Annotated in this window: 23 protein-coding genes; 22 read left to right on the forward strand and 1 reads right to left on the reverse strand. The window is 70.6% G+C overall.

The window, feature by feature from the left end; genetic code table 11:
* The first annotated feature begins 36 nt into the window (after positions 1-36).
* From AB1285_RS06785 to aroQ, 10 genes are read left to right on the forward strand one after another with little or no spacing between them, the layout of a single operon-like run.
* Positions 37-225, forward strand: a complete 189-nt coding sequence (locus AB1285_RS06785) for a hypothetical protein (RefSeq protein WP_025103513.1) — start codon at positions 37-39, stop codon at positions 223-225.
* A 55-nt stretch (positions 226-280) separates the two neighbouring features.
* Entirely contained in the window at positions 281-2,941 is a 2,661-nt protein-coding gene (alaS, locus tag AB1285_RS06790) for an alanine--tRNA ligase (RefSeq protein ID WP_370428563.1), read from the forward strand.
* The gene (gene ruvX, locus AB1285_RS06795; protein WP_187661512.1) at positions 2,938-3,411 is read left to right on the forward strand and encodes a Holliday junction resolvase RuvX; all 474 of its coding nucleotides are present in this window, start codon (positions 2,938-2,940) and stop codon (positions 3,409-3,411) included. The genes alaS and ruvX overlap by 4 nt, the downstream gene beginning before the upstream one ends.
* Before the next feature lie 2 nt (positions 3,412-3,413).
* On the forward strand, positions 3,414-4,979 hold the full coding sequence (mltG, locus tag AB1285_RS06800) for an endolytic transglycosylase MltG (protein ID WP_370428562.1): 1,566 nt from the start codon (positions 3,414-3,416) through the stop codon (positions 4,977-4,979).
* Positions 4,980-4,984: 5 nt separating this feature from the next.
* Positions 4,985-5,809 (forward strand): shikimate dehydrogenase, encoded by an 825-nt coding sequence (locus AB1285_RS06805; RefSeq protein ID WP_370428561.1) that lies wholly within the window; start codon positions 4,985-4,987, stop codon positions 5,807-5,809.
* Between the two features lie 58 nt (positions 5,810-5,867).
* The gene (aroC, locus tag AB1285_RS06810) at positions 5,868-7,097 is read left to right on the forward strand and encodes a chorismate synthase (RefSeq protein WP_370428560.1); all 1,230 of its coding nucleotides are present in this window, start codon (positions 5,868-5,870) and stop codon (positions 7,095-7,097) included.
* Positions 7,081-7,599, forward strand: a complete 519-nt coding sequence (locus AB1285_RS06815) for a shikimate kinase (protein WP_366236685.1) — start codon at positions 7,081-7,083, stop codon at positions 7,597-7,599. The genes aroC and AB1285_RS06815 overlap by 17 nt, the downstream gene beginning before the upstream one ends.
* The gene (aroB, locus tag AB1285_RS06820) at positions 7,596-8,684 is read left to right on the forward strand and encodes a 3-dehydroquinate synthase (RefSeq protein WP_370428559.1); all 1,089 of its coding nucleotides are present in this window, start codon (positions 7,596-7,598) and stop codon (positions 8,682-8,684) included. The genes AB1285_RS06815 and aroB overlap by 4 nt, the downstream gene beginning before the upstream one ends.
* Complete coding sequence (locus tag AB1285_RS06825; RefSeq protein ID WP_187661507.1) at positions 8,681-9,205, forward strand: GNAT family N-acetyltransferase; 525 nt, start codon at positions 8,681-8,683, stop codon at positions 9,203-9,205. Before aroB ends, AB1285_RS06825 begins: the two co-directional genes overlap by 4 nt.
* Complete coding sequence (aroQ, locus tag AB1285_RS06830; protein ID WP_187661506.1) at positions 9,202-9,642, forward strand: type II 3-dehydroquinate dehydratase; 441 nt, start codon at positions 9,202-9,204, stop codon at positions 9,640-9,642. Before AB1285_RS06825 ends, aroQ begins: the two co-directional genes overlap by 4 nt.
* A gap of 10 nt (positions 9,643-9,652) precedes the next feature.
* Here aroQ and AB1285_RS06835 read toward each other — a convergent pair whose 3' ends face one another.
* Positions 9,653-9,991, reverse strand: a complete 339-nt coding sequence (locus AB1285_RS06835) for a hypothetical protein (protein ID WP_187661505.1) — start codon at positions 9,989-9,991, stop codon at positions 9,653-9,655.
* A 177-nt stretch (positions 9,992-10,168) separates the two neighbouring features.
* Between AB1285_RS06835 and efp the strand changes: the two genes are divergently transcribed.
* The 12 genes from efp to gmk all read left to right on the forward strand — a co-directional run bounded on the left by efp (position 10,169) and on the right by gmk (position 25,424).
* Positions 10,169-10,729 carry an elongation factor P gene (gene efp, locus AB1285_RS06840; protein WP_025103502.1) on the forward strand — a complete coding sequence of 187 codons (561 nt, stop codon included), beginning with the start codon at positions 10,169-10,171 and terminating at the stop codon, positions 10,727-10,729.
* Positions 10,730-10,732: 3 nt separating this feature from the next.
* Positions 10,733-11,143 (forward strand): transcription antitermination factor NusB, encoded by a 411-nt coding sequence (nusB, locus tag AB1285_RS06845; RefSeq protein ID WP_101845674.1) that lies wholly within the window; start codon positions 10,733-10,735, stop codon positions 11,141-11,143.
* A 43-nt stretch (positions 11,144-11,186) separates the two neighbouring features.
* Positions 11,187-14,147 (forward strand): DEAD/DEAH box helicase, encoded by a 2,961-nt coding sequence (locus AB1285_RS06850; protein ID WP_370428558.1) that lies wholly within the window; start codon positions 11,187-11,189, stop codon positions 14,145-14,147.
* Between the two features lie 80 nt (positions 14,148-14,227).
* The gene (locus tag AB1285_RS06855; protein WP_366236681.1) at positions 14,228-15,805 is read left to right on the forward strand and encodes a Rieske 2Fe-2S domain-containing protein; all 1,578 of its coding nucleotides are present in this window, start codon (positions 14,228-14,230) and stop codon (positions 15,803-15,805) included.
* Positions 15,806-15,889: 84 nt separating this feature from the next.
* On the forward strand, positions 15,890-16,420 hold the full coding sequence (gene pyrR, locus AB1285_RS06860; protein WP_259954496.1) for a bifunctional pyr operon transcriptional regulator/uracil phosphoribosyltransferase PyrR: 531 nt from the start codon (positions 15,890-15,892) through the stop codon (positions 16,418-16,420).
* Positions 16,417-17,382: an aspartate carbamoyltransferase catalytic subunit gene (locus tag AB1285_RS06865; RefSeq protein ID WP_370428557.1), complete on the forward strand. Its 966-nt coding sequence runs from the start codon at positions 16,417-16,419 to the stop codon at positions 17,380-17,382. The genes pyrR and AB1285_RS06865 overlap by 4 nt, the downstream gene beginning before the upstream one ends.
* On the forward strand, positions 17,379-18,683 hold the full coding sequence (locus AB1285_RS06870) for a dihydroorotase (protein ID WP_259954494.1): 1,305 nt from the start codon (positions 17,379-17,381) through the stop codon (positions 18,681-18,683). Before AB1285_RS06865 ends, AB1285_RS06870 begins: the two co-directional genes overlap by 4 nt.
* Positions 18,680-19,192 carry a hypothetical protein gene (locus tag AB1285_RS06875; RefSeq protein WP_187661502.1) on the forward strand — a complete coding sequence of 171 codons (513 nt, stop codon included), beginning with the start codon at positions 18,680-18,682 and terminating at the stop codon, positions 19,190-19,192. Before AB1285_RS06870 ends, AB1285_RS06875 begins: the two co-directional genes overlap by 4 nt.
* Positions 19,189-20,391 (forward strand): glutamine-hydrolyzing carbamoyl-phosphate synthase small subunit, encoded by a 1,203-nt coding sequence (gene carA, locus AB1285_RS06880; protein WP_363443913.1) that lies wholly within the window; start codon positions 19,189-19,191, stop codon positions 20,389-20,391. The genes AB1285_RS06875 and carA overlap by 4 nt, the downstream gene beginning before the upstream one ends.
* Positions 20,391-23,678: a carbamoyl-phosphate synthase large subunit gene (gene carB / locus AB1285_RS06885; RefSeq protein ID WP_292795097.1), complete on the forward strand. Its 3,288-nt coding sequence runs from the start codon at positions 20,391-20,393 to the stop codon at positions 23,676-23,678. The genes carA and carB overlap by 1 nt, the downstream gene beginning before the upstream one ends.
* Entirely contained in the window at positions 23,675-24,520 is an 846-nt protein-coding gene (pyrF, locus tag AB1285_RS06890; protein WP_268776304.1) for an orotidine-5'-phosphate decarboxylase, read from the forward strand. Before carB ends, pyrF begins: the two co-directional genes overlap by 4 nt.
* Positions 24,513-25,424: a guanylate kinase gene (gene gmk / locus AB1285_RS06895; protein ID WP_259954489.1), complete on the forward strand. Its 912-nt coding sequence runs from the start codon at positions 24,513-24,515 to the stop codon at positions 25,422-25,424. The genes pyrF and gmk overlap by 8 nt, the downstream gene beginning before the upstream one ends.
* Positions 25,425-25,532 lie beyond the last annotated feature (108 nt).

The following is a 25,532-nucleotide window of genomic DNA, read 5'->3' on the forward strand; positions in this document are numbered from 1 at the left end:
ACCGCGCCTTCGCGGCTCTAGGGCAAGGATGACGACATGAAGAATGTGCTGTGGTTCCTGATCGGCGTGATCGGCGGCTTCGTCGCGGCTCACTTCATGAACAAGGACCCGCGGGGCCACGACATCCTGGCCGACGTCGACGCCCGCCTCAACGGCCTCGCCGCGATCCTCAGCGACGCGTATCGCGCGCAGGAGGCTCGGTTGACCGAGCCGGGCGAGAACTGACCCCCCGCATCTGCGCCTCGGCGCGCCCCCTCACGCAAGGACATCCGGCACTCCTATGAAAACTGCGGAAATCGCGCAGCGCTACCTCTCCTACTTCGAGAAGAACGACCACCTCATCGTCCCCTCGGCATCCCTGGTCAGCGACGACCCCTCGCTGCTGTTCACGGTCGCCGGCATGGTCCCGATGATCCCGTACCTCACGGGCGTGGTCCCGGCGCCGCACCCGCGCATCGCCGACCTGCAGAAGTGCATCCGCACCAACGACATCGAGGAGGTCGGGCGCACCGCGCGTCACGGCACGTTCTTCCAGATGCTCGGCAACTGGTCGTTCGGCGACTACTTCAAGGAAGGCGCGATCCGCTACGCCTGGGAGCTGCTCACGAGCTCGGAGGCGGACGGCGGCCTCGGCTTCGACGAGAAGGATCTCTGGGTCACCGTCTACGAGACCGACGACGAGGCCGAGGCGATCTGGCGCGACATCATCGGGCTCAAGCCGGAGCGCATCCAGCGCCTCGGCCGCGCGGACAACTACTGGAATACCGGCCAGCCCGGTCCCGGCGGCCCTGACTCCGAGATCTTCTTCGACCGCGGCCCGGCCTACGGCAAGGACGGCGGCCCCGCTGTCGACGACTCGCGGTTCCTGGAGATCTGGAACCTCGTGTTCATGCAGGACTTCATCGAGAACATCCGCGGCAAGACCGAGTTCGACATCGTCGGCGAACTGCCGATGAAGAACATCGACACCGGCATGGGACTGGAGCGCGTCGCGTTCCTCAAGCAGGGCGTCGAGAACATGTACGAGACCGACCAGGTGCGTCCGGTGCTCGACCGCGCCGTCGAGCTCTCCGGCCGCCGCTATGGTGCGGTCCACGAGGATGACGTCCGCTTCCGGGTGATCGCGGATCACGTGCGCTCCTCGCTCATGCTCCTCTCCGATGGCGTGCGTCCGTCGAACGAGGGCCGCGGCTACATCCTGCGGCGCCTCATGCGCCGGACCGTGCGCGCCATGCGGCTCCTCGGTGTCGACGAGCCCGCGTTCCCCGAGCTGTTCGCCGCCTCCCGCGACGCGATGAAGTCGGCGTACCCGGAGCTGGAGCGGGACTGGTCCGTGCTCTCCTCGGCGGCCTTCGCCGAAGAGGAGACCTTCCGGCGCACCCTGGCGCAGGGATCGACCATCCTCGACCTCGCGCTCGACGAGACGAAGAAGGGCGGCGGGAATACCCTCAGCGGTTCCGAGGCGTTCCTGCTGCACGACACCTACGGCTTCCCGATCGACCTCACCCTGGAGGTCGCCGAAGAGGCCGGGCTGGACGTGGACCGCGCCGCGTTCGACTCCCTCATGCAGGAGCAGCGTCAGCGCGCGAAGGACGACGCCCGCAACCGCAAGCGCCAGCTCGCGGATGTCTCGGTGTACCGCGACCTGCGCGCGCTGGGCGAGACGGGCTTCGACGGCTACACGGCCCTCGAGGTGGAGTCCCGCGTGCTCGGCCTGCTCGTCGACGGCGCGCCGGTGCGCAGCGCCGCCGAGGGCCAGATCGCCGAGGTCGTGCTCGCCGAGACGACGCTGTACGCCGAGTCCGGCGGTCAGGTCGCCGACAAGGGCACCATCGTGGGCCCGGGCTACGAGCTCGAGGTGCTCGACGTCCAGCGTCCGGTCCCCGGGCTGATCAGCCACACGGTCGAAGTCTCCCGCGGCACGGTCGCGGTCGACGACATCGCGACGACGATCGTCGACGCCGCCAACCGCCGCGCCGCCCGCCAGGCGCATTCCGCCACCCACCTCGTGCACGCCGCCCTCCGCGACACGCTCGGTCCGACGGCCACGCAGTCGGGCTCGCTCAACCGCGCCGGCTACATGCGATTCGACTTCGCCTGGTCGCAGGCGCTGTCGACGGACACCCGCACGGAGATCGAGGAGATCACGAACCGCGCCGTGCAGGACGCCCTCGAGGTGACCACCCGCATCGTGACGCTCGACGAGGCCAAGGAAGCGGGCGCAATGGCGCTCTTCGGCGAGAAGTACGGCGACGTCGTGCGGATGGTCGACATCGGCGGCCCGTGGTCGCGCGAGCTCTGCGCCGGCACGCACGTGTCGACCAGTGCGGAGATCGGCCTGGTCAGCGTGGTGGGGGAGTCGTCGGTCGGCGCCTCCAACCGCCGGATCGAGGCTCTCGTCGGCGCGGATGCGTTCCGTGAGCTCGCGGCGGAGCGCGCTCTCGTCTCGCAGCTCACCGCCTCCCTGAAGACCCCGCGCGAGCAGCTCCCCGAGCGGATCGCCGATCTCGCCGCGAGCCTCAAGGCCGCGGAGAAGCGCATCGCGCAGTTCGAGGCGAAGGAGCGGGCGGGGCGCATCCCCGCCATCGCCGAGGCCGCGACGCGCGTCGGGGACTTCCGCGTGGCGGCGCAGACGCTGGGCGATGTGGCCTCCGCGGACGATGTCCGCGAGCTCGTCAACGGCGTGCGCGACCGGCTGGGCTCCGACCCCGTGGTCGTCGCGCTCGGGGCGGTCGTCAACGGTCGCCCTGTCATCGTCGTCGCCACGAACGAGGCCGCGCGCAATGCCGGGGCGAAGGCGGGTGCGCTCGCGAAGCGCGCCGCCGGTGTGCTCGGCGGAGGCGGCGGTGGCCGGGACGACGTCGCCCAGGGCGGCGGTACCGACGCAGCGGCGCTGCCCGCCGCGCTCGAGGCCGTCTCCCAGGAGCTGCGGGGCGCGTGAGCGGTTATCGCCGCGGGGTCCGGCTCGGCATCGACGTCGGCCGGGCCCGCGTGGGCGTGGCCCGGTCCGATCCGGACGGCATGCTGGCCGTCCCCGTCGAGACCGTGCCGCGCGACGAGCACTCGCTGACGCGCATCGCGGAGCTGGCTGCGGAGTACGAGCCGCTGGAGATCGTGGTCGGACTTCCGGTGAACATGCAGGGCGCGGACACGCCGTCGACGGTCGATGCGCGGGAGTTCGCGGCCGCACTCCAGGGGCGCAGTGGCGTGCCGGTCCGCCTCGTGGACGAGCGTCTGAGCACCGTCTCCGCGCATGCCGCGTTGCGGAGTTCTGGGCGATCACAGAAGAACTCTCGTAGCATTGTGGATCAGGTCGCCGCCGTGGTGCTGCTGCAGCAGGCGATCGACACGGAGAAGAGCACCGGAAACCCGGCCGGTGCCCCGGTCCCCGTTGACGAGGAGCCCGCCTGAACATGTCCGAACGCGAGAGCCGTGCGCCCGAGCACGAGCAGAGCACCCGGTTGGGGGATCTGTTCGAGAACCTCCCCGCTCCGTCCCCGCAGGTCCCGACCGCCGCGGATGACACGCCGGCACCCGGATCCCGCCGCGCGGCGAGGGAGGCCGCGGCCCGCGAGCAGGAGGCTCCGGCCGCCCGGGACGCGACGGCTGCGCCCGATGCCGACGTGCCGGCCCGCCCGGTCTCGGCGTCGGCGGCGAGCATCGCGAATGCGGCCGTGACCGACCACCGGCCGCAGGCGAATGCCGCAGACGCCGAACCGGTCGTGACCCGCGCGATGCCCGTCGCCGCGACGAGCGCGGACGAGGCCCCCGCCCCGGGCCCGCGCCGGTCGACCGGCACCGAAGACCCCGCACCGGCGCTGGGCGGAGGACTCGACGAGATCTTCGCCGCTCAGGACGACGGCCGCGATCACGGCGCTCCGACCAAGAAGAAGCGCCGCAAGGGCTGCCTCATCGCCCTGATCATCGTCCTGGTGATCCTCGGCGGCATCGCCGCCGGCGGCGTCTGGGTCGCGAACACCTTCGGCGACCGCATCGCCGACGCCATGGGGTGGGGCGAGCCGAAGGACTGGGAGCCCGGCCAGGCGACCGGTGAGGTACTCGTCACGATCAAGGAGGGCGATACCGGCGGCCCCGTGTCGACCGCGCTCTACGAGGCGGGCGTCACCAAGACCGAGGACGTCTTCTACGACTACCTCATCGACGAGAACATCGCGGTGACCTTCTATCCCGGCGTCTACCGTCTCCAGGAGAAGATGACCGCCGAGGACGCCCTCGCCGCTCTCCGCAACGAGGAGAACAAGTTGGAGAACTCGGCATCCGTCCCCGAGGGCGCCACCATCGAGTACTTCCTCCCGCAGGTGGCCGAGACGATGGGCATGCCACTCGAGGAGCTCCAAGCGGCTGTGAAGGACCCGTCGGTCTACGGAGTCGAAGCGGACAGCCTGGAGGGATGGCTCTTCCCGGCTGTCTACACGTTCGATCCGGAGACCACGGCAACGCAGGTCATCCAGCGGATGGTCGACCGGACACGCGAGTCGCTGGCAAAGGCCGGTGTTCCGTCCGGCGATGAGCAGCGCATCCTCACCATTGCCTCGATCATCCAGCGCGAAGGTCGCACCGACGACTTCCCCAAGGTCTCTCGCGTGATCGAGAACCGTCTCGCTCCTGGAAACAGCGAGACGAACGGGCTTCTGCAGATGGACTCGACGGCGCAGTACGGTGTCGGAGAGCTGCACGCCGGTGCCGCGGGTTCGTCTGAGAAGGCGCTCACGGACCCGAATCCGTGGAACACGTACATCCACCCGGGGCTGCCGAAGGGGCCGATCGCGACCGCGACCGATGCGGCGATCGACGCGGCGATGCACCCTGCCGACGGTCCTTGGTTCTACTTCGTCACGGTCAACCTCGATACGGGGGAGACGGTGTTCTCGGCGACGTACGCCGAGCAGCAGGAAGCCGAGAAGAAGCTGCACGCATGGTGCAAGGAGAACCCGGATTCCGGGTGCTACGCGGAGTGACGCGTGTGGCTGACGCGGTGAACCGGAGACGACTGGCGGTCTGGGGCGACCCGATCGGGCACTCTCGGTCGCCGGAGCTGCACGCGGCGGCCTACGCGGTGCTCGGGCTGGACTGGGAGTACGGCCGCCGCCAGGTCGGCGCGGAGGGCTTCACGGACGCGGTCGGGGCCCTCGACGACTCCTGGCGCGGCCTGTCCCTGACGATGCCGCTCAAGGAGGAGGCGTACCGATACGCCGCCACCCGAGACGCCCACGCGGAGCTGACCGGCGCGGTCAACACGCTCCTGCTCTCGGAGGCCCCGGCGGGATTCAACACCGACGTCGGCGGGATCGTCGATGCCCTCGGTGATGCCGGGATCCGCGAGATCGGAACGGCACGGATCCTGGGCGCCGGAGCGACGGCAGCCTCGGCCCTCGTCGCCCTCGCCGACCTCGGGGCGACGCGGGTCGAGGTCGCCGCCCGTCGGCCGGAACGCGCCGCGGGGCTCGTCCGGATCGGGGAGCGACGCGGCGTCGTGGTCACCCCACGATCGCTCGACGAGGCGGACGGCGCCGTCGACCTCACGGTGGCGACGCTGCCCTCCGGTACAACGTTGCCGCCGGAGAGTGCCGCCCGCCTGGCCGAGACCGGCGGCACGCTGTTCGACGCCGCCTACGCGCCCTGGCCGTCCACCCTGGCGGCGGCATGGGGCGCAGCGCCGGCGGTCTCCGGGCTCGGAATGCTACTGCATCAGGCGGTCCGGCAGATCCGGATCTTCCTGCACGGCGACCCGGTTTCGCCGCTGCCGGACGAGGACGCGGTCCTCGCCGCGATGCGCGCCACCCTCTGAGCGCCGCCCGACGAAACGCGGCACGGCGCGGAGGGAAACGCATGGGAGACTAGAGCACATGCTCCGCGTGCTCACGGCCGGCGAATCGCACGGCCCAGAACTCATCGCCGTCATGGAGGGTCTGCCCTCCGGCGTCCCGGTGTCGTCCGAGGCCATCCAGGCCGACCTCGCCCGCCGCAAGCTCGGCTATGGACGCGGCTCCCGGATGAAGTTCGAACAGGACGAGCTCACCATCTCCGGCGGTGTCCGGCACGGGAAGACGCTGGGCAGCCCCATCGCCCTGCGCATCGGCAACACCGAGTGGCCGAAGTGGATCGAGGTCATGAACCCGGAGCCCGTGGAGCTCACCGACCGCTCGCGCGGTCGTGGCGCGCCGCTGACCCGGCCGCGTCCGGGCCACGCTGATCTCGTGGGCATGCAGAAGTACGACTTCGACGAGGCCCGTCCGATCCTCGAGCGTGCGAGCGCCCGGGAGACCGCCGCCCGCGTGGCGCTCGGCGCCGTCGCCCGCTCCTTCCTCGGCGAGCTCGGCATCCGGCTCGTCAGCCACACGATCTCCATCGGCCCGGTGCGTGTGCCGGATGGCGCGGCGCTGCCGACCCCGGACGACGTCGACACGCTGGACGCCGACCCGCTGCGGTGCTTCGACCCCGCGACGTCGGCACTCATGGTCGCGGAGGTGGACGACGCCAAGAAGGACGGCGACACGCTCGGCGGCATCGTCGAGGTCCTCGCGTACGGCCTGCCGCCGGGGCTCGGCTCCCACGTGCACTGGGATCGTCGTCTGGACGCCCGGCTGGCCCAGGCACTCATGAGCATCCAGGCGATCAAGGGCGTGGAGGTCGGCGACGGCTTCGAGACCACGCGCCGCCGCGGCTCCGCCGCCCACGACGAGCTCTTCGCCACCGCCGACGGTATCGCCCGCGGCACGGACCGCGCCGGCGGCACCGAGGGCGGCATGTCCACCGGGACGGTGCTGCGGGTGCGGGCCGGCATGAAGCCGATCGCGACCGTGCCGCACGCGCTGCGCACGATCGACATCGCGACCGGCGACCAGGCGACCGCGCACCACCAGCGTTCCGACGTCTGCGCCGTGCCCGCGGCGGGCGTCGTCGCGGAGGCCATGGTCGCCATCGAGCTGGCCCGCGCCGTGTTGGAGAAGTTCGGCGGCGACAGCATCCGTGAGACGCGCCGCAACCTGGAGGGATACCTCGACGGCATCCCCGCGGAGCTGCGCACGGCCCCCGCGTCCGAGGCGGCGCTCATCGCGCATGACGAACGAGGCTGAGCCGCTGACGCTGGTCCTCGTGGGACCGATGGCGGCAGGCAAGACCAGTGTCGGGCGACGGGTCGCGCGGCGTCTGGGGGTCGCCTTCATCGACACCGACAAGCGCATCGTCGCCGCGCACGGCCCGATCCCGGAGATCTTCGCCACGCACGGCGAGGCGCACTTCCGGGAGCTCGAGCGCGCGGCGGTCCGTGAGGCTCTCGCCGAGGGCGGCGTGATCTCCCTCGGCGGCGGCGCGGTCACGGACCCGGAGACGCGCGCGCTGCTGCGTGCGCACCCCGTGGTCTTCCTCTCCGTGAGCGAGGCAGCGGTGGCCGACCGACTGCGCGGCGGGACGCGCCCGCTGCTGGCGGGCGAGGACCCGGTCGAGAAGTGGAAGCGCATCTTCGCGGAACGGCGAGGATGGTATGACGAGGTGGCGTCGACCACGTTCGACACCTCACGGCGTCCGATGCAGCGCATCGCGGACGAGATCGTGGCATGGAGGAGAGAACAGCGATGAGCACGACGACCATCAGCGTCACCGGGAACGACGCCTACGACATCACGATCGGACGGGGGATCCTCGACCAGGTGTCGGCGGCTCTCGCGCCGGGCGTCCGCAAGATCCTCGTCGTGCACCCGCCGACTCTCGCGGCCCGCGCCGCCGAACTCCGCGACCGACTCCTCGCCGACACCGCCGATGGCCCGCGGGAGGTGCTGCTCGCCGAGATCCCGGATGCCGAGCAGGGCAAGCGCATCGAGGTGGCCGCGTTCTGCTGGCAGGTCATGGGTCAGGCGGACTTCACGCGCACGGACGCCGTCGTCGGCTACGGCGGGGGAGCGGTGACCGACCTCGCCGGCTTCGTCGCGGCGACCTGGCTGCGCGGCATCCAGATCGTCCAGGTGCCCACCACGGTGCTCGGCCTCGTGGACGCCGCCGTGGGCGGAAAGACCGGCGTCAACACCGCGGAGGGCAAGAACCTCGTGGGCGCCTTCTGGGCGCCGCGCGCGGTGATCGGTGACCTCGACGAGCTGGGCAGCCTGAGTCCGAACGAGGCCACCGCGGGGTTCGCGGAGGTCGTCAAGGCCGGCTTCATCTGGGCACCGGAGATCCTCGACATCATCGAGGCCGATCCCGCGCGCGCGGTCGACACCACGACGGACGAGTTCCGGCGGTCCGTCGAACTCGCGATCGACATGAAGGCGCAGGTCGTCTCGGATGACTTCCGCGAGGCCGGACAGCGCGAGATCCTGAACTACGGCCACACCCTCGGCCACGCGATCGAGCATGCCGAGCGGTATCGCTGGCGGCACGGGGCGGCCATCTCGATCGGCATGCTGTATGCCGCGGAGCTGTCCCGGCTGGCGGGGCGCCTCTCGGACGCCGCGGCGGAGCGCCACCGCACGATCCTCGAGTCGCTGGGCCTGCCCACCTCGTACCGTGCCGGAGCCTGGCCGCAGCTGCTCGCCACGATGCAGCGCGACAAGAAGAGCCGCGGCGGCATGCTCCGCTTCATCCTGCTGGACGACATCGCCAAGCCCACCGTGCTCCAAGCGCCGGACGAGTCGCTGCTCTTCGCCGCGTACCAGGAGATCGGCGCATGAGCATCGCCGTCCGGCGCATCACGCCGGAGGACTGGCGGGAGGTGAAGGCGCTGCGGCTGCAGGCTCTCGCCGACCCCGCCGCGCCGATGGCCTTCCTCGACACCGTCGAGCACGCCGCCGCACAGCCCGACCGCTTCTGGCAGGAGCGCGCGGCGAACGCCTCGGGTGACGCGGCCGCGGCGCAGTTCGTCGCGATCGCCGACGACGGCACCTGGACCGGGACGATCACGCTGCTCCCGCATCGCGAGCAGCATGACGCCGGCCTGGTCGTGGGGGTCTACGTGGCGGATGCGCACCGCGGTGCGGGCGTCATCGATGCGCTCCTCGACGCCGCGGCCGCCTGGGCACGTGATCGTGGGCTGCGTGCGCTCGTGCTCGAGGTGCACGTGGACAACTCCCGGGCGCAGGCCGTCTACCGTCGAGCCGGCTTCGTCCCTACCGGCGAGATCGAGACCTCGGGTTTCGGTCGGGAGTGGGTCATGCGCCGCGAACTGGCCGACACGGGGAGCGTGCCCGCATGACCGCTCCGCGTCGGCTGCTGCTCGTCAACGGCCCCAACCTGAACCTCCTCGGCACTCGCGAACCCGAGGTGTACGGCACGGCGACCCTCGCCGACGTCGAGCGGATCACCGCCCAGGCCGCCGCGGCGTTCGGGTTCGAGGTACGGGCGCTGCAGAGCAACCACGAGGGCGTGCTCATCGACGCGATCCACGACGCGCGGGCGGACTGCGCGGGCATCGTCATCAACCCGGGCGGCCTCACCCATACGTCGGTGGCCCTGCGCGACGCGCTCACCGGCGTCGCGTTGCCCTTCGCCGAGGTGCACATCTCCGACGTGTACGCCCGCGAGGAGTTCCGTCACCACTCGTACCTGCACGACGTCGCCGCGGTCCGTGTCGTCGGACACGGCGTCGACGGCTACCCGGAGGCCGTGCGGGAGCTCGTCGCGCACCTCTGACCAGGCCGGATCAGGGCAGGCCGACGAGCAGGACGCAGACGGTGATGCCCACCAGCGTCAGCAGAGCCATGGCGAGGAAGCAGCCGGCCAGCGCACGGAGCCGAGGACGCACAGGCGCCACGGTGAGGCGGATGACGACCATCGCCACCAGGCCCAGCACCAGGACGATCGCCGTGATGAGGCCGACCGTTCCCGCCGCCCCGCCGCTGCGGACGATCCCGATCAGGGGCACGAGGCTGACCGCGGTGAAGATCGCGGCGACGATGAGCCATACCGCCCCGGACGACGTCCGCAGTGCCGGCTGATTCGCCATCCTGGTCGGGTCGCGGTCGCGGTCGTTCTCACTCATGTCGATTCCTCCTGTCCCGCTCCAGGCTGCCCGGGGGCGGTCGTCGTCGTCACGGGGCTTCCCCTCGCACCCAGGAGCGTCTATCGTGCCCACGCGGCGGCTGGCGCCGGGCATCCCGTAGAATCGACTGTCGGCCGACCCCGGCCCCCACGGACTCAGGAATGGAACTCCTCGCACATGGCATCCACCGCAGACATCAAGAACGGCGTCGTCCTCAGCATCGACGGGCAGCTCTGGAGCGTCATCGAGTTCCAGCACGTCAAGCCCGGCAAGGGCGGCGCGTTCGTCCGCACGAAGCTGAAGAACGTCGTCTCGGGCAAGACCGTGGACCGCACGTACAACGCCGGTGCGAAGATCGACATCGAGAACGTCGACCGTCGCGACTACACCTACCTCTACACCGACGGTGACGGGTTCGTGTTCATGGACCAGACCGACTTCGACCAGATCACGCTGCCGGCCGCCACGGTCGGCGACGCGAAGAACTTCCTGCTCGAGAACCAGCAGGTCACCATCGCCCTCAACAACGGCAACCCCCTCTACATCGACCTCCCGGCGTCGGTCATCCTCGAGGTGACCTACACCGAGCCCGGCCTGCAGGGCGACCGCTCGTCCGCTGGCACCAAGCCCGCGACGCTCGAGACCGGCTACGAGATCCAGGTCCCGCTGTTCCTGGAGACCGGCACCAAGGTCAAGGTCGACACCCGCACGGGCGAGTACCTCGGCCGCGAGAAGTAAGGCGTGAGCGCCCGCACGAAGGCGCGCAAGCGCGCGCTCGACATCCTGTTCTCCGCCGACGTCCGCGGCGACGACGTCGCGGTGGCCCTCGCCGCCGAGGCGAAGCGTGCGGCGAACGAGCCCGCGCGCGAGGCGTCGTGGCTGTACGCCCGCGAGATCGTCGACGGCATCATCGACCAGCGCGACGAGATCGATGAGCAGATCACGACGCACAGCCGTGACTGGAAGCTCGAGCGGATGCCCGCCGTCGACCGCGCCCTGCTGCGCATCGGCGCGTGGGAGATCCTCTACAACGACGAGGTGCCGACCGCGGTCGCGATCGACGAGGCGGTGGAGCTCGCGAAGGAGTTCTCCACCGATGAGTCGGGCGCGTTCGTGCACGGCGTGCTCGCCCGCGTCGCCCGCTCGGCCTGAGCACCGCAGCGGCGGTGTCGGCGATGGCGGGCAGGATCATCCCATGATCCGCCCGCCCGTCTCCGCCTCGGGTGCCCCGGGAGACGGGGCGCGGGACTGGCGCGCGCTGTTCGAGGCCGGCGCTGCTCCGGCGGCGGCGACCCCCCTCGCGCTCGGGTTCGAGGTGCGCGTCCGCGACGCCCGAGGAGCCAACCCGTGGGCCTCACGCCCGCAGCGCACCGCGACTCCCCGTGACGTCGCCAAGGGTGTGGGGGAGATCCTCCTCGGCATCCGTCCGCTGGAGCGGAGCGCGGCGACGGGGTCCTGGGTGCTCGGCTCCGCCACCTGGGACGCGGTCCGCCGCGCGCCGGACCAGTACGGTCGGGAGCAGTCGCGGTGGTTCGCCGATCTGCTGAGCATCGCGCGCGACGCGCTGCTCTCCGGCACGGCGGGGGACTGGCTCGTCGCCGACCTGATCGAGTCGCGGCTCCTCTGGGGGCATCTGCGGTCGGCGACCGACCTTGGCATCCCGCTCGTGGCGGCCCAGCGGTGGACGACGCTCGTCCTCGCGGATACCGCTGAGCTGACGGCGGCGGTGTCCCGCGGCGACGACGGCGGCCTCGTGGTCCGGCCGGTCGTGACCCTGGACGGGCGCGAGACGCTGCCGGGCAGCATCCGCGCCCTCGGGCGCTCCGGCGTGTACGAGGTCGCGCAGAGCGGGTCGCGCCTCCAGGTGACGCTCGCGGAGCTTCCGCTCGCGGGGCCCGCGCCGTCGCTGATCCGCGCCCGGACGCTCGTCGTCCCCGCGGAGGAGGAGTCGGCCTTCCTCCAGGATGCCTATCCGCTCCTGGCACGCCGCCTCCCCGTCCGCGCGGTCGGCCGTGTCTCACTGCCGGACCTCCCACCGCCTCGTGCCGTGCTCCGGGTGACGTTCCGTCGCGGAGACACCGTGGAGTACACCGTCGAGTGGGACTATCGCGGCTTCGGGCGGGTGCCGTTCACGCCGGGTCCGGAGGCCGTGCGCGATCCGGAGGCCGAGGCCGGGGTGACGGAGCGGATCCGGAACGTCTGGCAGGAGCACGGCGTCGCGTTCGCCCCCGCGGGGGCGTTCCACGACGTGGAAGCCGCGGAGTTCATGACCCGCGTCGTCCCCGCCGTGGAGGCGGAGGGCGTCGAGGTGGAGGTGTCGGGCCGCCGCAAGACGTATCGCGAGCTCACCGGGGAGCCGGAGATCACGGTCTCGACCGTGGAGAGCACCGACCCGGACTGGTTCGACCTCGGCGTCATCGTCCGCATCGACGGTCGGAACATCCCGTTCGAGCCGCTCTTCACCGCCCTGAGCGCGGGGAGACGGAAGCTCCTGCTCGTCGACGGCAGCTACTTCTCCCTGAACCACCCGGCGCTCGACCGTCTGCGTGACCTGCTCGACGAGGCCGGAGACCTCGACGAGTGGGAGACGGGCCCACGGATCAGTCGTCATCAGACGGATCTGTGGGAGGAGTTCGAGGACCTGGCGGACGAAGCCCTTCCCGCGGTGAGCTGGCGCGCCACGGCCGAGGGACTGCGCAGCGCCACTGCGGTGCCGGCGGTGCCGATCCCGCCGGGGCTCACCGCACACCTTCGGCCGTATCAGAAGGAGGGCCTCGACTGGCTCGCGTTCCTCTGGACGCACCGCCTCGGCGGCATCCTCGCCGATGACATGGGGCTCGGGAAGACCGTCCAGCTGCTCGCGCTCATCCTGCATGCCAGGGCGGCGGGGGAGGAGCGCCCCTTCCTCGTCGTGGTCCCGACGTCCGTGCTGGCCACGTGGCGCACCGAAGCCGCGCGATTCGCTCCCGGCCTCCGCGTGGTCACCCGGGACTCCACGGCCGGACCGTCGGCGAGTGTCGCGGCTCGCGAGGCCGACGTCGTGCTGACGACCTACGCCGTCGCCCGGCTCGATGAAGAGGGGTTCGCAGGCGTCACCTGGGCCGGACTGATCCTCGACGAGGCCCAGTTCGTGAAGAATCCGGCGACGAAGCTGCACCGTGCCGTCGCCCGCTTCCCAGCCGAGGTCACCATCGCAGTCACGGGCACGCCGCTGGAGAACAGCCTGGAGGAGCTCTGGGCGCTGCTGAAGCTCACGGCGCCCGGCCTGTTCGCCTCGGCGCGGAAGTTCCGCGAGCACTACATCCAGCCGATTGAGCAGGGGAAGGTCCCGGAGAACGCGGAGGGCGGACCGTACCGGCAGCGCCGCCTCGCGCAGCTCCGACGGCGCATCCGTCCCCTCGTGCTCCGCCGCACCAAGGAGCTCGTCGCCCCCGATCTTCCGCCGAAGCAGGAGCAGGTGCTGGAGGTCGAGCTGAGCGCGGGGCATCGCGAGCTCTACGAGACGGTGCTGCAGCGGGAGCGGCAGAAGGTGCTCGGCCTGCTGGAGGATCTCGACCGCAACCGCTTCATCGTGTTCCGCTCCCTGACGCTGCTGCGGATGCTGAGTCTCGCTCCGGCGCTGATCGACCCGGCCGACGCGCGCCTCGGCTCCCGCAAGCTTGACGAGCTCCTGGAGCGGATCGTCGAGCTGCAGGCGGAGGGGCACCGCGCGCTCGTGTTCAGCCAGTTCACGTCCTTCCTCGACATGGCGGCCGCGCGTCTGGACGCCGCCGGCATCCCGTACGCGCACCTCGACGGCTCGACGCGTCATCGCGAGCAGGTGGTCGCGGACTTCGCGGAGGGGGAGCAGCCCGTCTTCCTCATCAGCCTGAAGGCCGGCGGGTTCGGGCTCACGCTGACCGAGGCCGACTACGTGTTCCTCCTCGACCCGTGGTGGAACCCCGCCGCCGAGGCCCAGGCCGTCGACCGCACGCACCGCATCGGCCAGCGCAGCCAGGTGTTCGTCTACCGCATGATCGCCAGCGGAACGATCGAGGAGAAGGTCCTCGCGCTGCAACGCCGCAAGGCCCGCCTGTTCACCGCCGTGCTCGACGACGACGCGCTCTTCGCCCAGGCGCTCACCGCCGACGACATCCGCGGTCTCTTCGACGACTAGATCGTTTTCCCCGGCCCGTCCCGCCGGGTGCTCAGGGAGCCGTCGGTACAATCGAACGGTTCATCTTCGAGAGGAATGCAATGCGGATCACGGGACTCGGCCACGCCGGCATGTTCATCGAGACGGTGGGCGGCAACATCATCTGCGACCCGGTGCTCGGCCCGTCCTTCTTCGGGTCCTGGTTCCCGTTCCCGGACAACCGTGCCCTCGACTGGGAGCGCTACGGTCGTGAAGCTGACTTCCTCTACATCTCGCACCGGCACCGCGACCACTTCGACCCGGCGCTGCTGGAGCGGTACATCCGCAAGGACATCGAGGTGCTCCTGCCGGAGTACCCGATCGACGACCTGGAGCAGGACATCCGGGCGCTCGGCTACACGAACATCACCTACGCCCCCGCCGGCGAGATCATCGAGCGCGGGGCGCTCAAGATGATGATCACCCCGCTGCGCGCTCCGAGCGACGGCCCGATCGGTGATTCGTCGCTCAGCGTGGACGACGGCACGGGGTCGATGCTGAACCAGAACGACTCGCACCCGCTCGATCTCGACAAGCTGCTGCACTTCGGGAAGCCCGACGCCTACTTCACCCAGGTCTCCGGAGCGATCTGGTGGCCCATGGTCTACGACCTGCCGCTGGACGCCAAGCAGAACTTCGCCCGTCTCAAGCGCGAGGCGCAGAACAAGCGGGCGATGTACTACATCGAGAAGGTCGACGCGCCGCATGTCTTCCCGATGGCGGGGCCGCCCATGTTCCTCCGCGACGACCTCTTCGACTTCAACGGGATGGGCCGCAACGGCGAATCCATCTTCACGGACCAGAAGCAGTTCATCGCGCACATGAAGGAGCTGGCGCCGAAGTACGACGGGCAGCTCTTCGTCCCCGGCACGCTCGTCACGATCGACGGCGGTGCGGTGACCACCGAGCAGACGCTCTACACCGAGGCCGAGCTCGCCCACATCTTCGACGAGAAGTGGGAGTACCTGGAGGAGCAGCGCGCGAGCCGCCAGCAGGAGATCCGCGACGAGGAGGCGTCTCGCGCCGAGATCATCCCGCCCGACGAGATGCTGGCGGCGATCAAGGAGTGGTGGGAGCCGCTGCTGAAGAAGTCGCGCACCATCCGCCTCGGTGTCGGCGGGCACGTCCGCTTCCGGATCGGGGAGCTGGACATGGTGGTCGACTTCCCGCGCGCCAAGGTCCGCGAGTACGCGGGCGAGGAGTGCGTGTACTGGTACACGATCCCGGCCGACCTCGTCTCGACGAACATCCGCGACCACGAGATCGACTGGTCGAACTCGATCTTCCTGTCGATGCAGTTCTCGGTCGGGCGCAGCGGCAAGTTCAACGAGTTCCTCACCACCTTCCTCAAGTGCCTCTCGGTCGACCGGATCGAGTACGTCGAGAACTGGTACCAGGAGCAGACCGACCAGACCGAGGATGCGGAGATAGGCGACTGGGTCGTCCAGCGCCGCTGCCCGCACCTTCGTGCCGACCTCACCAAGACGGGGAAGGTCGACGAGGACGGCATCCTGACGTGCAGCATGCACGACTGGAAGTGGGACCTGAAGACCGGGCGCTGCCTCTCCACGAGCGGCCACCCGATCCGTTCCTCGAAAATCGACGACGTGACGGATCCCGTGCTCCGCGAGGCGAGCTGACCGGGGGGACCATCGCGGGTCCGATAGACTGGGGGCACTAGCAACCTTTAACACCGTCCTGTGAGGCGGAGAAGGGAGCGGCTGATGAGTGTGCGCACTGTGCTGCACCAAGCCGACATCTCACGAGCGCTGACCCGGATCGCGCACGAGATCCTCGAGTCCAATCGCGGGGCCGACGGCCTCGTCCTGCTGGGCATCCCGACCCGCGGTGTCACGCTGGGTCACCGGCTCGCCGCCCTGATCAGCGAGATCGCCCAGGTCTCCGTCCCGGTCGGCTCCCTCGACGTGACGCTCTTCCGCGACGACCTCGCCAAGCACCCGACGCGGTCGCCGCAGCCGACGGAGATCCCCCCGGGCGGCATCGACGGGAAGACGGTCGTCCTCGTCGACGACGTCCTGTTCTCCGGCCGGAGCATCCGCGCCGCGCTCGACGCCCTGCAGTCGATCGGCCGTCCCGCCGTCGTGCGGCTCGCGATCCTCATCGACCGCGGACACCGGGAGCTTCCCATCCGCCCGGACTTCGTGGGCAAGAACATCCCCTCCGCGCGCACCGAGCGCGTCAACGTGCGCCTGTTCGAGAACGACGGCGCCGAGGAGGTGACGATCGGCGAATGAGGCACCTCCTCGACACCCGCACGCTCGACAGAGCCACCGCCCTGCGCATCCTCGACGTCTCCGAGGACATGGCTGACACGCAGTCCCGCGAGGTCAAGAAGCTCCCCACGCTCCGTGGCAAGACGGTCGTGAACCTCTTCTTCGAGGACTCCACGCGCACCCGTATCTCCTTCGAGGCCGCGGCGAAGCGTTTGTCCGCCGACGTCATCAACTTCGCCGCGAAGGGCTCCAGCGTCTCGAAGGGCGAGAGCCTGAAGGACACCGCGCAGACGCTCGAGGCCATTGGCGCCGACGCGGTCGTCGTGCGTCACCCCGGCTCCGGCGCCCCGCAGACCCTGGCCACGAGTGGCTGGATCTCCGCCGGGGTCGTGAACGCCGGCGACGGTACGCACGAGCATCCCACCCAGGCCCTCCTCGACGCCTTCACCATCCGCAAGCGCCGGTTCGGAGCGGACAGCCGCGGACGCGATCTGTCCGGTCTCCGAGTGACGATCGTCGGCGACGTGCTGCACTCGCGGGTGGCGCGCTCCAACGTCTGGCTGCTCACGACGCTCGGCGCCGAGGTCACGCTCGTCTCGCCGCCGACCCTGGTTCCGCAGAACGTGTCCTTGTGGCCGGTCCGCGTGGTCTACGACCTGGACGAAGCCCTCGCGGAGGGGCCCGACGCCGTGATGATGCTGCGCATCCAGCTCGAGCGGATGAACGCGGCGTATTTCCCGACTGAGCGGGAGTATTCGCGCCGGTGGGGCCTGGACGCACGGCGCGTGGCGGCTCTGCCGGGCGGTAGCATTGTCCTGCACCCCGGACCCATGAACCGGGGACTGGAGATCTCCTCCGAAGCTGCCGATTCCCCCCGTTCGACGGTGCTGGAACAGGTGTCGAACGGGGTCTCCGTGCGCATGGCGGTGCTGTACCTGCTGCTGGCAGGGGAACGAGACGACGAACGAGGGGGAGACCTGTGAGCGAGACCCTCGTCATCACCGGGGCACAGCTGCTCGGCGCGACGAGCGCCGACATCATCATCGAGGACGGCGTGATCGCCGAGGTCGGGACGGGGCTCACCCGCACCGGCGCGCGCGTGATCGACGCCGCGGGCCTGGTCGCGCTGCCGGGTCTCGTCGATCTGCACACCCATCTGCGCGAACCCGGGTTCGAGGCCTCCGAGACGATCCTCACCGGCACCAGAGCGGCCGCCGCCGGCGGGTTCACCGCCGTGTTCGCGATGCCGAACACCTCCCCGGTCGCCGACACGGCGGGCGTGGTCGAGCAGGAGCTCGCCCTCGGCGAGGCGGCCGGCTACGCGACCGTGCAGCCGATCGGCGCCGTCACCGTGGGCCAGAAGGGCGAGCGCCTCGCGGAACTCGGCGCCATGGCCACCTCGCGTGCCCAGGTGCGGGTCTTCAGCGACGACGGCTTCTGCGTCTGGGACCCGCTGATCATGCGCCGGGCTCTGGAGTACGTGAAGTCCTTCGACGGCGTCATCGCCCAGCATGCGCAGGACCCGCGGCTCACCGAGGGCGCCCAGATGAACGAGGGCACCGTCTCGGCCGAGCTCGGGCTGGCCGGGTGGCCGGCGGTCGCCGAGGAATCGATCATCGCCCGTGACGTGCTCCTCGCCGAGCACGTCGGCTCGCGGCTGCACGTGTGTCATCTCTCGACGGCCGGCTCGGTCGACATCATCCGCTGGGCCAAGAAGCGAGGCGTCGACGTCACGGCGGAGGTCACGCCGCACCACCTGCTGCTCACCGACGAACTCGTCCGCGGCTACGACGCGCGGTTCAAGGTCAACCCGCCGCTGCGCCGCGAGGAGGACGTCCTCGCGGTTCGGGAGGGTCTCGCCGACGGCACGATCGACATCGTCGCGACCGACCACGCACCGCACCCCAGCGAGCACAAGGCGTGCGAGTGGCAGGCCGCCGCGAACGGCATGGTCGGTCTGGAGAGCGCCCTGCGCGTCGTGCACCAGTCGATGGTGCAGACCGGTCTGCTCGGCTGGGCCGACGTCGCCCGCGTCATGAGCTCGACGCCCGCCCGCATCGGCCGGCTCTCCGGCCACGGCACGCCGCTCGCAGCCGGGCAGCCCGCGCACATCACGCTGTACGACCCCGCGGTCGACGGTGTGTTCACCGCCGCGGACCTGCACGGGCGCAGCGTGAACTCGCCCTACCTGGGCCGCGCACTGCCCGGGCGCGTGGAGTACACGGTGCACGGCGGCGTCCTCACGGTCGACGGCGGCACCGTCGTCGAGGAGCTCGGCGCATGAGCGCACGGGACCTCGCGGTCGCGATCATCATCGCCGTCGCGCTGCTCATCCTGCTGTCGATGCTGTTCGCCTGGCGACGACGAGTGCGGCGCGATGCCGCGTACACGGCCCCGCTCGGGGTGCCGGAGCACGCGGAGGTGACGCGCCGCGACGAGGTGCTCTACGTGTCCACCACTCGGCACGAGCAGCCCCTCGAACGGCTCGCGATCACCCCGCTGGCGTTCCGTGCACGCGGCGAGCTGGCCGTGACCGACCGCGGCATCGCGCTGGCCCTGGACGGTGCCCCCACCGTCTTCCTCGCCGCCGACCGCCTGGTCTCCGTCGACCGCGCGACCGTCACCATCGATCGCGTCGTGGAGCCCGGCGGGCTCGTGCGCATCGCGTGGCACGTCGACGACGCGACCGTCGTCGACAGCTATGTGCGCCTCACCGGCGGCGACCTCCCGACCCTCATCTCCGACCTGCAGCGGCTCATCCCCGCCGCCCCTGACACAGGAGCCACGTCATGACCCTCTCGACTTCCTCCCCGCAGGCCTCCGCGGCCCGCCTCCCCGATCCCGCCGTCCTCGTGCTCGAGGACGGCACCCGACACCGCGGACGCGCCTACGGCGCGCGCGGACGCACCCTCGGCGAGGTCGTGTTCGCCACCGGCATGTCGGGATACCAGGAGACCATCACCGACCCGTCCTACGCCGGACAGATCGTCCTGCAGACGGCCCCGCACATCGGCAACACCGGCATGAACGACGAGGACACCGAGTCCCGCCGCATCTGGGTCGCCGGCTACATCGTGCGCGACCCCTCGCGCGTCGTCTCGAACTGGCGTGCGAACGCGTCCCTCGACGAGGTCCTCGTCGAGGACGGCATCGTCGGCATCAGTGGCATCGACACGCGTGCGGTCACCCGTCACATCCGCTCCGCCGGCTCCATGCGCGGCGGCATCTTCTCGGGTGCGGACGCGGAGCTCGACCCGGAGGAGCAGCTGCGCATCGTCCGCGAGGCTCCGGAGATGACCGGCCTCAACCTCTCTGCCCAGGTGTCCGTCGAGAACGCGACCGTGACCCCGGCGGTGGGGGAGCGCATCGGCAACCTCGCCGTGCTCGACCTGGGTGTGAAGCAGGCCACGATCGACAACCTCGCCGCCCGCGGCTTCGACGTGCACGTCCTCCCGCAGGACGTGAGCATCGACGAGATCCGGGCGATCGAGCCTGTCGCCGTCTTCTACTCGAACGGCCCCGGGGACCCCGCGGCGTCGGGTGACCACGTCGAACTGCTGCGCGCGGTCCTCGACGACGGTCTGCCCTTCTTCGGTATCTGCTTCGGCAACCAGCTCCTCGGCCGCGCCCTGGGTCTCGGCACGTACAAGCTGCCGTTCGGCCACCGCGGCATCAACCAGCCGGTGCTGGACAAGCAGACGGGAAAGGTGGAGATCACCGCGCACAACCACGGCTTCGCCGTCGAGGCGCCCCTGGAGGGCTCGTTCGACAGCCCGCACGGCTACGGCAAGGTCGAGGTCAGCCACGTCGGCCTCAACGACAACGTCGTGGAGGGCCTGCGCGCCCTCGACATCCCCGCCTTCTCGGTGCAGTACCACCCCGAGGCCGCGGCCGGACCGCACGACGCCAACTACCTCTTCGACCGCTTCCGCGACATGGTCATCGCGACCCTTCGACCCGCTCAGGGACCCACCCAGGGAGATGCAAAGTAATGCCCAAGCGCGACGACATCCGCTCCGTCCTCGTCATCGGCTCCGGCCCGATCGTCATCGGCCAGGCCTGCGAGTTCGACTACTCCGGCACCCAGGCGTGCCGCGTCCTCCGCGAGGAGGGCGTCCGGGTCATCCTCGTCAACTCGAACCCGGCGACGATCATGACCGACCCCGACTTCGCCGACGCGACGTACATCGAGCCGATCACCCCCGCGGTGATCGAGACGATCATCGCGAAGGAGAAGCCCGACGCGATCCTGCCGACGCTCGGCGGTCAGACGGCGCTGAACGCCGCGATGGCGCTGCACGAGCAGGGCATCCTCGAGAAGTACGACGTCGAGCTCATCGGCGCGAAGGTGGACGCCATCAAGAAGGGCGAGGACCGTCAGGTCTTCAAGGAGCTCGTCCTCGAAGCGGGCGCGGACGTCGCCAAGAGCGTCATCGCGCACACCATGGACGACCTCCTCGCCGGTGCCGAGCAGCTCGGCTACCCGCTCGTGGTGCGCCCCTCCTTCACGATGGGCGGGCTGGGCTCCGGCTTCGCCTACGACGAGGAGGACCTGCGCCGTATCGGCGGTGCCGGCCTGCGCGACTCGCCGACGACCGAGGTGCTCCTGGAGGAGTCGATCCTCGGCTGGAAGGAGTACGAGCTCGAGCTCATGCGCGACACCGCCGACAACACGGTCGTCGTCTGCTCCATCGAGAACGTCGACCCGGTCGGCGTGCACACGGGCGACTCGATCACCGTGGCCCCGGCGCTGACCCTCACCGACCGCGAGTACCAGAAGCTCCGCGACATCGGCATCGACATCATCCGTGCGGTGGGCGTGGACACGGGTGGCTGCAACATCCAGTTCGCGGTCAACCCGGAGAACGGGCGCATCATCGTCATCGAGATGAACCCGCGTGTGTCCCGGTCGAGCGCCCTGGCGTCGAAGGCCACCGGCTTCCCGATCGCCAAGCTCGCGGCCAAGCTCGCCCTCGGGTACCGCCTCGACGAGATCCCGAACGACATCACCGGCGTGACCCCGGCGAGCTTCGAGCCGACGCTCGACTACGTCGTCGTCAAGGTCCCGCGCTTCGCGTTCGAGAAGTTCCCGGCCGCCGACGCCACGCTCACCACGACCATGAAGTCGGTCGGCGAGGCGATGGCGATCGGCCGCAACTACGCCACCGCACTGCAAAAGGCGCTGCGGTCGCTCGAGAAGCGGGGCTCCAGCTTCCACTGGGGCGAGGAGTCGCGCAGCGTCGAGGAACTGCTCGAGATCGCGAAGACGCCGACCGACGGCCGGATCGTCACCCTGCAGCAGGCGCTGCGCAAGGGCGCGACCATCGAGCAGGCGTTCGAGGCCACGGCCATCGACCCCTGGTTCCTCGACCAGATCGTCCTGATCAACGAGGTCGCCGAGGTCGTGCGCACCGCCGGCGAGCTGGACGACGCGACGCTGCGCTACGCCAAGGAGCACGGTTTCTCCGACGCGCAGATCGCCCAGCTCCGCGGCGAGAGCGAGGCCGAGATCCGCGGCGTGCGCCACGGCCTGGGAATCCGCCCCGTCTACAAGACGGTCGACACCTGCGCGGGGGAGTTCCCCGCGCTGACGCCGTACCACTACTCGAGCTACGACGCCGAGACCGAGGTCGCGCCGTCGGACCGCACCAAGGTCGTCATCATCGGCTCCGGCCCGAACCGCATCGGTCAGGGCGTCGAGTTCGACTACTCCTGCGTGCACGCCTCGTTCGCGCTGTCGGACGCGGGCTTCGAGACCGTGATGATCAACTGCAACCCGGAGACCGTGTCGACCGACTACGACACGTCCGACCGGCTGTACTTCGAGCCGCTGACGCTCGAGGACGTCCTGGAGGTCCTGGACGCGGAGGCGGCGAGCGGCACCATCCTCGGCGTCGTCTGCCAGCTCGGTGGCCAGACCCCGCTCGGGCTCGCGAAGGGCATCGAGGCGGCCGGCTACACGGTCCTGGGGACGAGCCCGGAGGCCATCGACCTGGCCGAGGAGCGCGAGCTGTTCTCGCGACTGCTCGACGAGGCCGGGCTGCTGGCGCCGCGCAACGGCACGGCGATCGACGTGGAGGGCGCGGTGCGCATCGCCGAGGAGATCGGCTACCCCGTGCTCGTGCGCCCGAGCTTCGTGCTCGGCGGTCGCGGCATGGAGATCGTCTACGGCACCGATGCGCTGCGCGACTACTTCGTGCGGACGGCCGGCGAGGTCGTGATCGAGGAGGGCAAGCCGCTCCTGGTCGACCGGTTCCTCGACGACGCGATCGAGCTCGATGTGGACGCCCTGTACGACGGCACCGACCTCTTCATCGGCGGCGTCATGGAGCACCTGGAGGAAGCCGGCATCCACTCCGGCGACTCGAGCTGCACGCTGCCGCCGGTCTCGCTCGGTCGCAGCGACGTGGACCGCGTCCGCGAGGCCACCCTCGCCATCGCACAGGGCGTCGGCGTGCGCGGTCTGCTGAACGTGCAGTTCGCGATCAGCGCCGGCGTGCTCTACGTCATCGAGGCGAATCCCCGGGCGAGCCGCACGGTACCGTTCGTCTCGAAGGCGCTGGGCATCCCGATGGCGAAGGCCGCCAGCCGCATCATGGCCGGCTCGACGATCGCCGAGCTCCGCGCCGAGGGGATGCTGCCCGAACAGGACGGCTCGCGCGTCCCGCTGGACGCCCCGGTCTCGGTCAAGGAGGCCGTGCTGCCCTTCAAGCGGTTCCGCACCGCCGACGGCAAGACCGTCGACTCGGTCCTCGGCCCGGAGATGCGCTCGACCGGCGAGGTCATGGGCATCGACCGGGACTTCCCGACCGCGTTCGCGAAGTCCCAGGCCGCGGCCTACGGCGGCATGCCGACGTCGGGAACCGTGTTCATCTCGGTCGCCGACTCCGACAAGCGTGCGGTGATCCTCCCGGCGCACCGCCTCCAGCAGCTCGGCTTCACGATCGTGGCGACCGAGGGCACGGCGGAGATCCTGTCGCGCAACGGCATCGCCGTCACGGTGGTCGAGAAGTACAGCGAGACGCAGGAGTCCGGAGCCCGGAACATCGTCGACCTCATCAACGACGGGGAGATCGACATCGTCGTGAACACCCCGTCGGGTGGTGCCGCTCGCGCGGACGGCTACGAGATCCGCGCCGCCGCGGTGGCCGCGGACAAGGCGCTCTTCACGACCATCGCCGTGCTCGGTGCGGCGGTGAGCGGGATGGACGCCGCGCACGAGGGCTTCCAGGTCAAGAGCCTGCAGGAGTACGCGCAGGACCGGATGGCCGCGGTATGACGGAACGCTTCGGCGAGCGGGCCCGCGTCGCCCTGGAGGCGCACGGCCCGCTCTGTGTCGGCATCGACCCCCACGCCGCTCTGCTGGCGGCGTGGGGGCTGACCGCCGATGCTGCCGGAGTCCGGGAGTTCGGGCTCCGTACCGTCGAGGCGGCCGCCGGTCGCGCCGGTCTCGTGAAGCCGCAGGTGTCGTTCTTCGAGCGGTACGGCGCGGCCGGGTTCGCGGCCCTCGAGGAGGTGCTGGCGGCCGCGCGCGCGGCCGGACTGCTGGTGATCGCCGACGCCAAGCGCGGCGACATCGGGTCGACGATGGCGGATTACGCTCAGGCCTGGCTCCCCGCGGGCGCGCCGCTGGAGGCGGATGCCTTGACGGTGAACCCGTACCTCGGCGTCGGTGCGCTGGAGGGTGCGTTCGCCCTCGCGGAGGAGCACGGCAAGGGGCTCTTCGTCCTCGCCGCGACCAGCAACCCTGAGGCGACGGTGCTGCAGCGCGCGACGACCGCGGACGGCGAGACCGTGTCCGCGGCCGTGATCGCCGAGGTGTCGCGCCGGAACGCCACCGGGACGCCCGAGGGGGAGTGGGGGAGCTTCGGCTTCGTCATCGGTGCCACAGTGGACGCGGTGGAAGCGGGGCTGACTCCGTTCGCGCCCGTCGCCCCGATCCTCGCCCCCGGCTTCGGCGCACAGGGCGCCACTCCCGTGGATCTCGTCCGCCGCTTCGGCTCCCAGGCCGGCTCGGTGATCGCGAGCGAGAGCCGCAGCCTCCTCTCCGCGGGCCCGGCGGCCCTCGCCGAGACGATCGCCGACCGTGCCGCCCAGTATCGAGAGGTCAGCCGTGGCTGAGGAACGCCGCACCGTCCCCGAGGTCGACAGGGCCGCCGCCGCACGTCGAGCGGTCGAGCGACGACGCGCCAGGGCCTCGCTCAAGCGCGACCTCACCATGCGCGTCGTCACCCCGCAGGCCGTGCTGCATCGCGCGACGGAGGACCCCGACTCGGTCGAGGGCTCCATGCGCATCACCGACTTCCTCCTCGCCCTCCCCGCGATCGGCGCGGGCAAGCGCGACCGGGTGCTGGAGCAGCTCCACATCTCGCCGGTCAAGCGCCTCGGCGGACTCGGCGCCCGTCAACGCCGAGTGCTGGAGGAGTGGCTCGACGAGCGCTTCCCCGTTCCGACCCCCCGTGGGGCACGCAGCCGGCTCCTCGTCCTCGCCGGCCCCACGGCGGTGGGCAAGGGGACCGTCGCCGCGCACATCCGCGAGAACAACCCGGAGATCCACCTGTCCGTCTCGGCGACCACCCGGCCGCCGCGCCCGGGCGAGATCGACGGTGTGCACTACTACTTCGTGGACGACGCCGAGTTCGACCGCCTGGTCGCCGACGGCGAGCTGCTGGAGTATGCGGTGGTCCACAACCGCTCGCGCTACGGCACCCCGCGCGCCCCGATCGACGCCGCACTGGCGGAGGGGAAGACCGTCCTGCTGGAGATCGACCTGCAGGGCGCGCGCCAGGTGCGCGATGCGGAGCCGTCCGCGACGCTGATCTTCCTCCTGCCGCCGAGCTGGGACGAGCTGGTGCACAGGCTGGTCGGCCGCGGCACCGAGGACGCCGAGGAACGGGCCCGGCGGCTGCGCACCGCGAAGGTCGAGCTGGCGGCGCAGAACGAGTTCGACCACCTCATCGTGAACGAGGACGTCGCCACCGCCGCCCGCGAGGTCGTAGACTTGTCTACAAGCTCTGCGCGCTGACCTGATTCCAGGGTCGAGCACCACGCCGGTCCCTGAGCTCGTCGAAGGGTCGCGCGCCCGCAGCATCGTCTTCGCGGCGAATCCCGTCGCCTGATCAGGAGGTCCACC

This window comes from Microbacterium sp. NRRL B-14842, assembly GCF_050470785.1.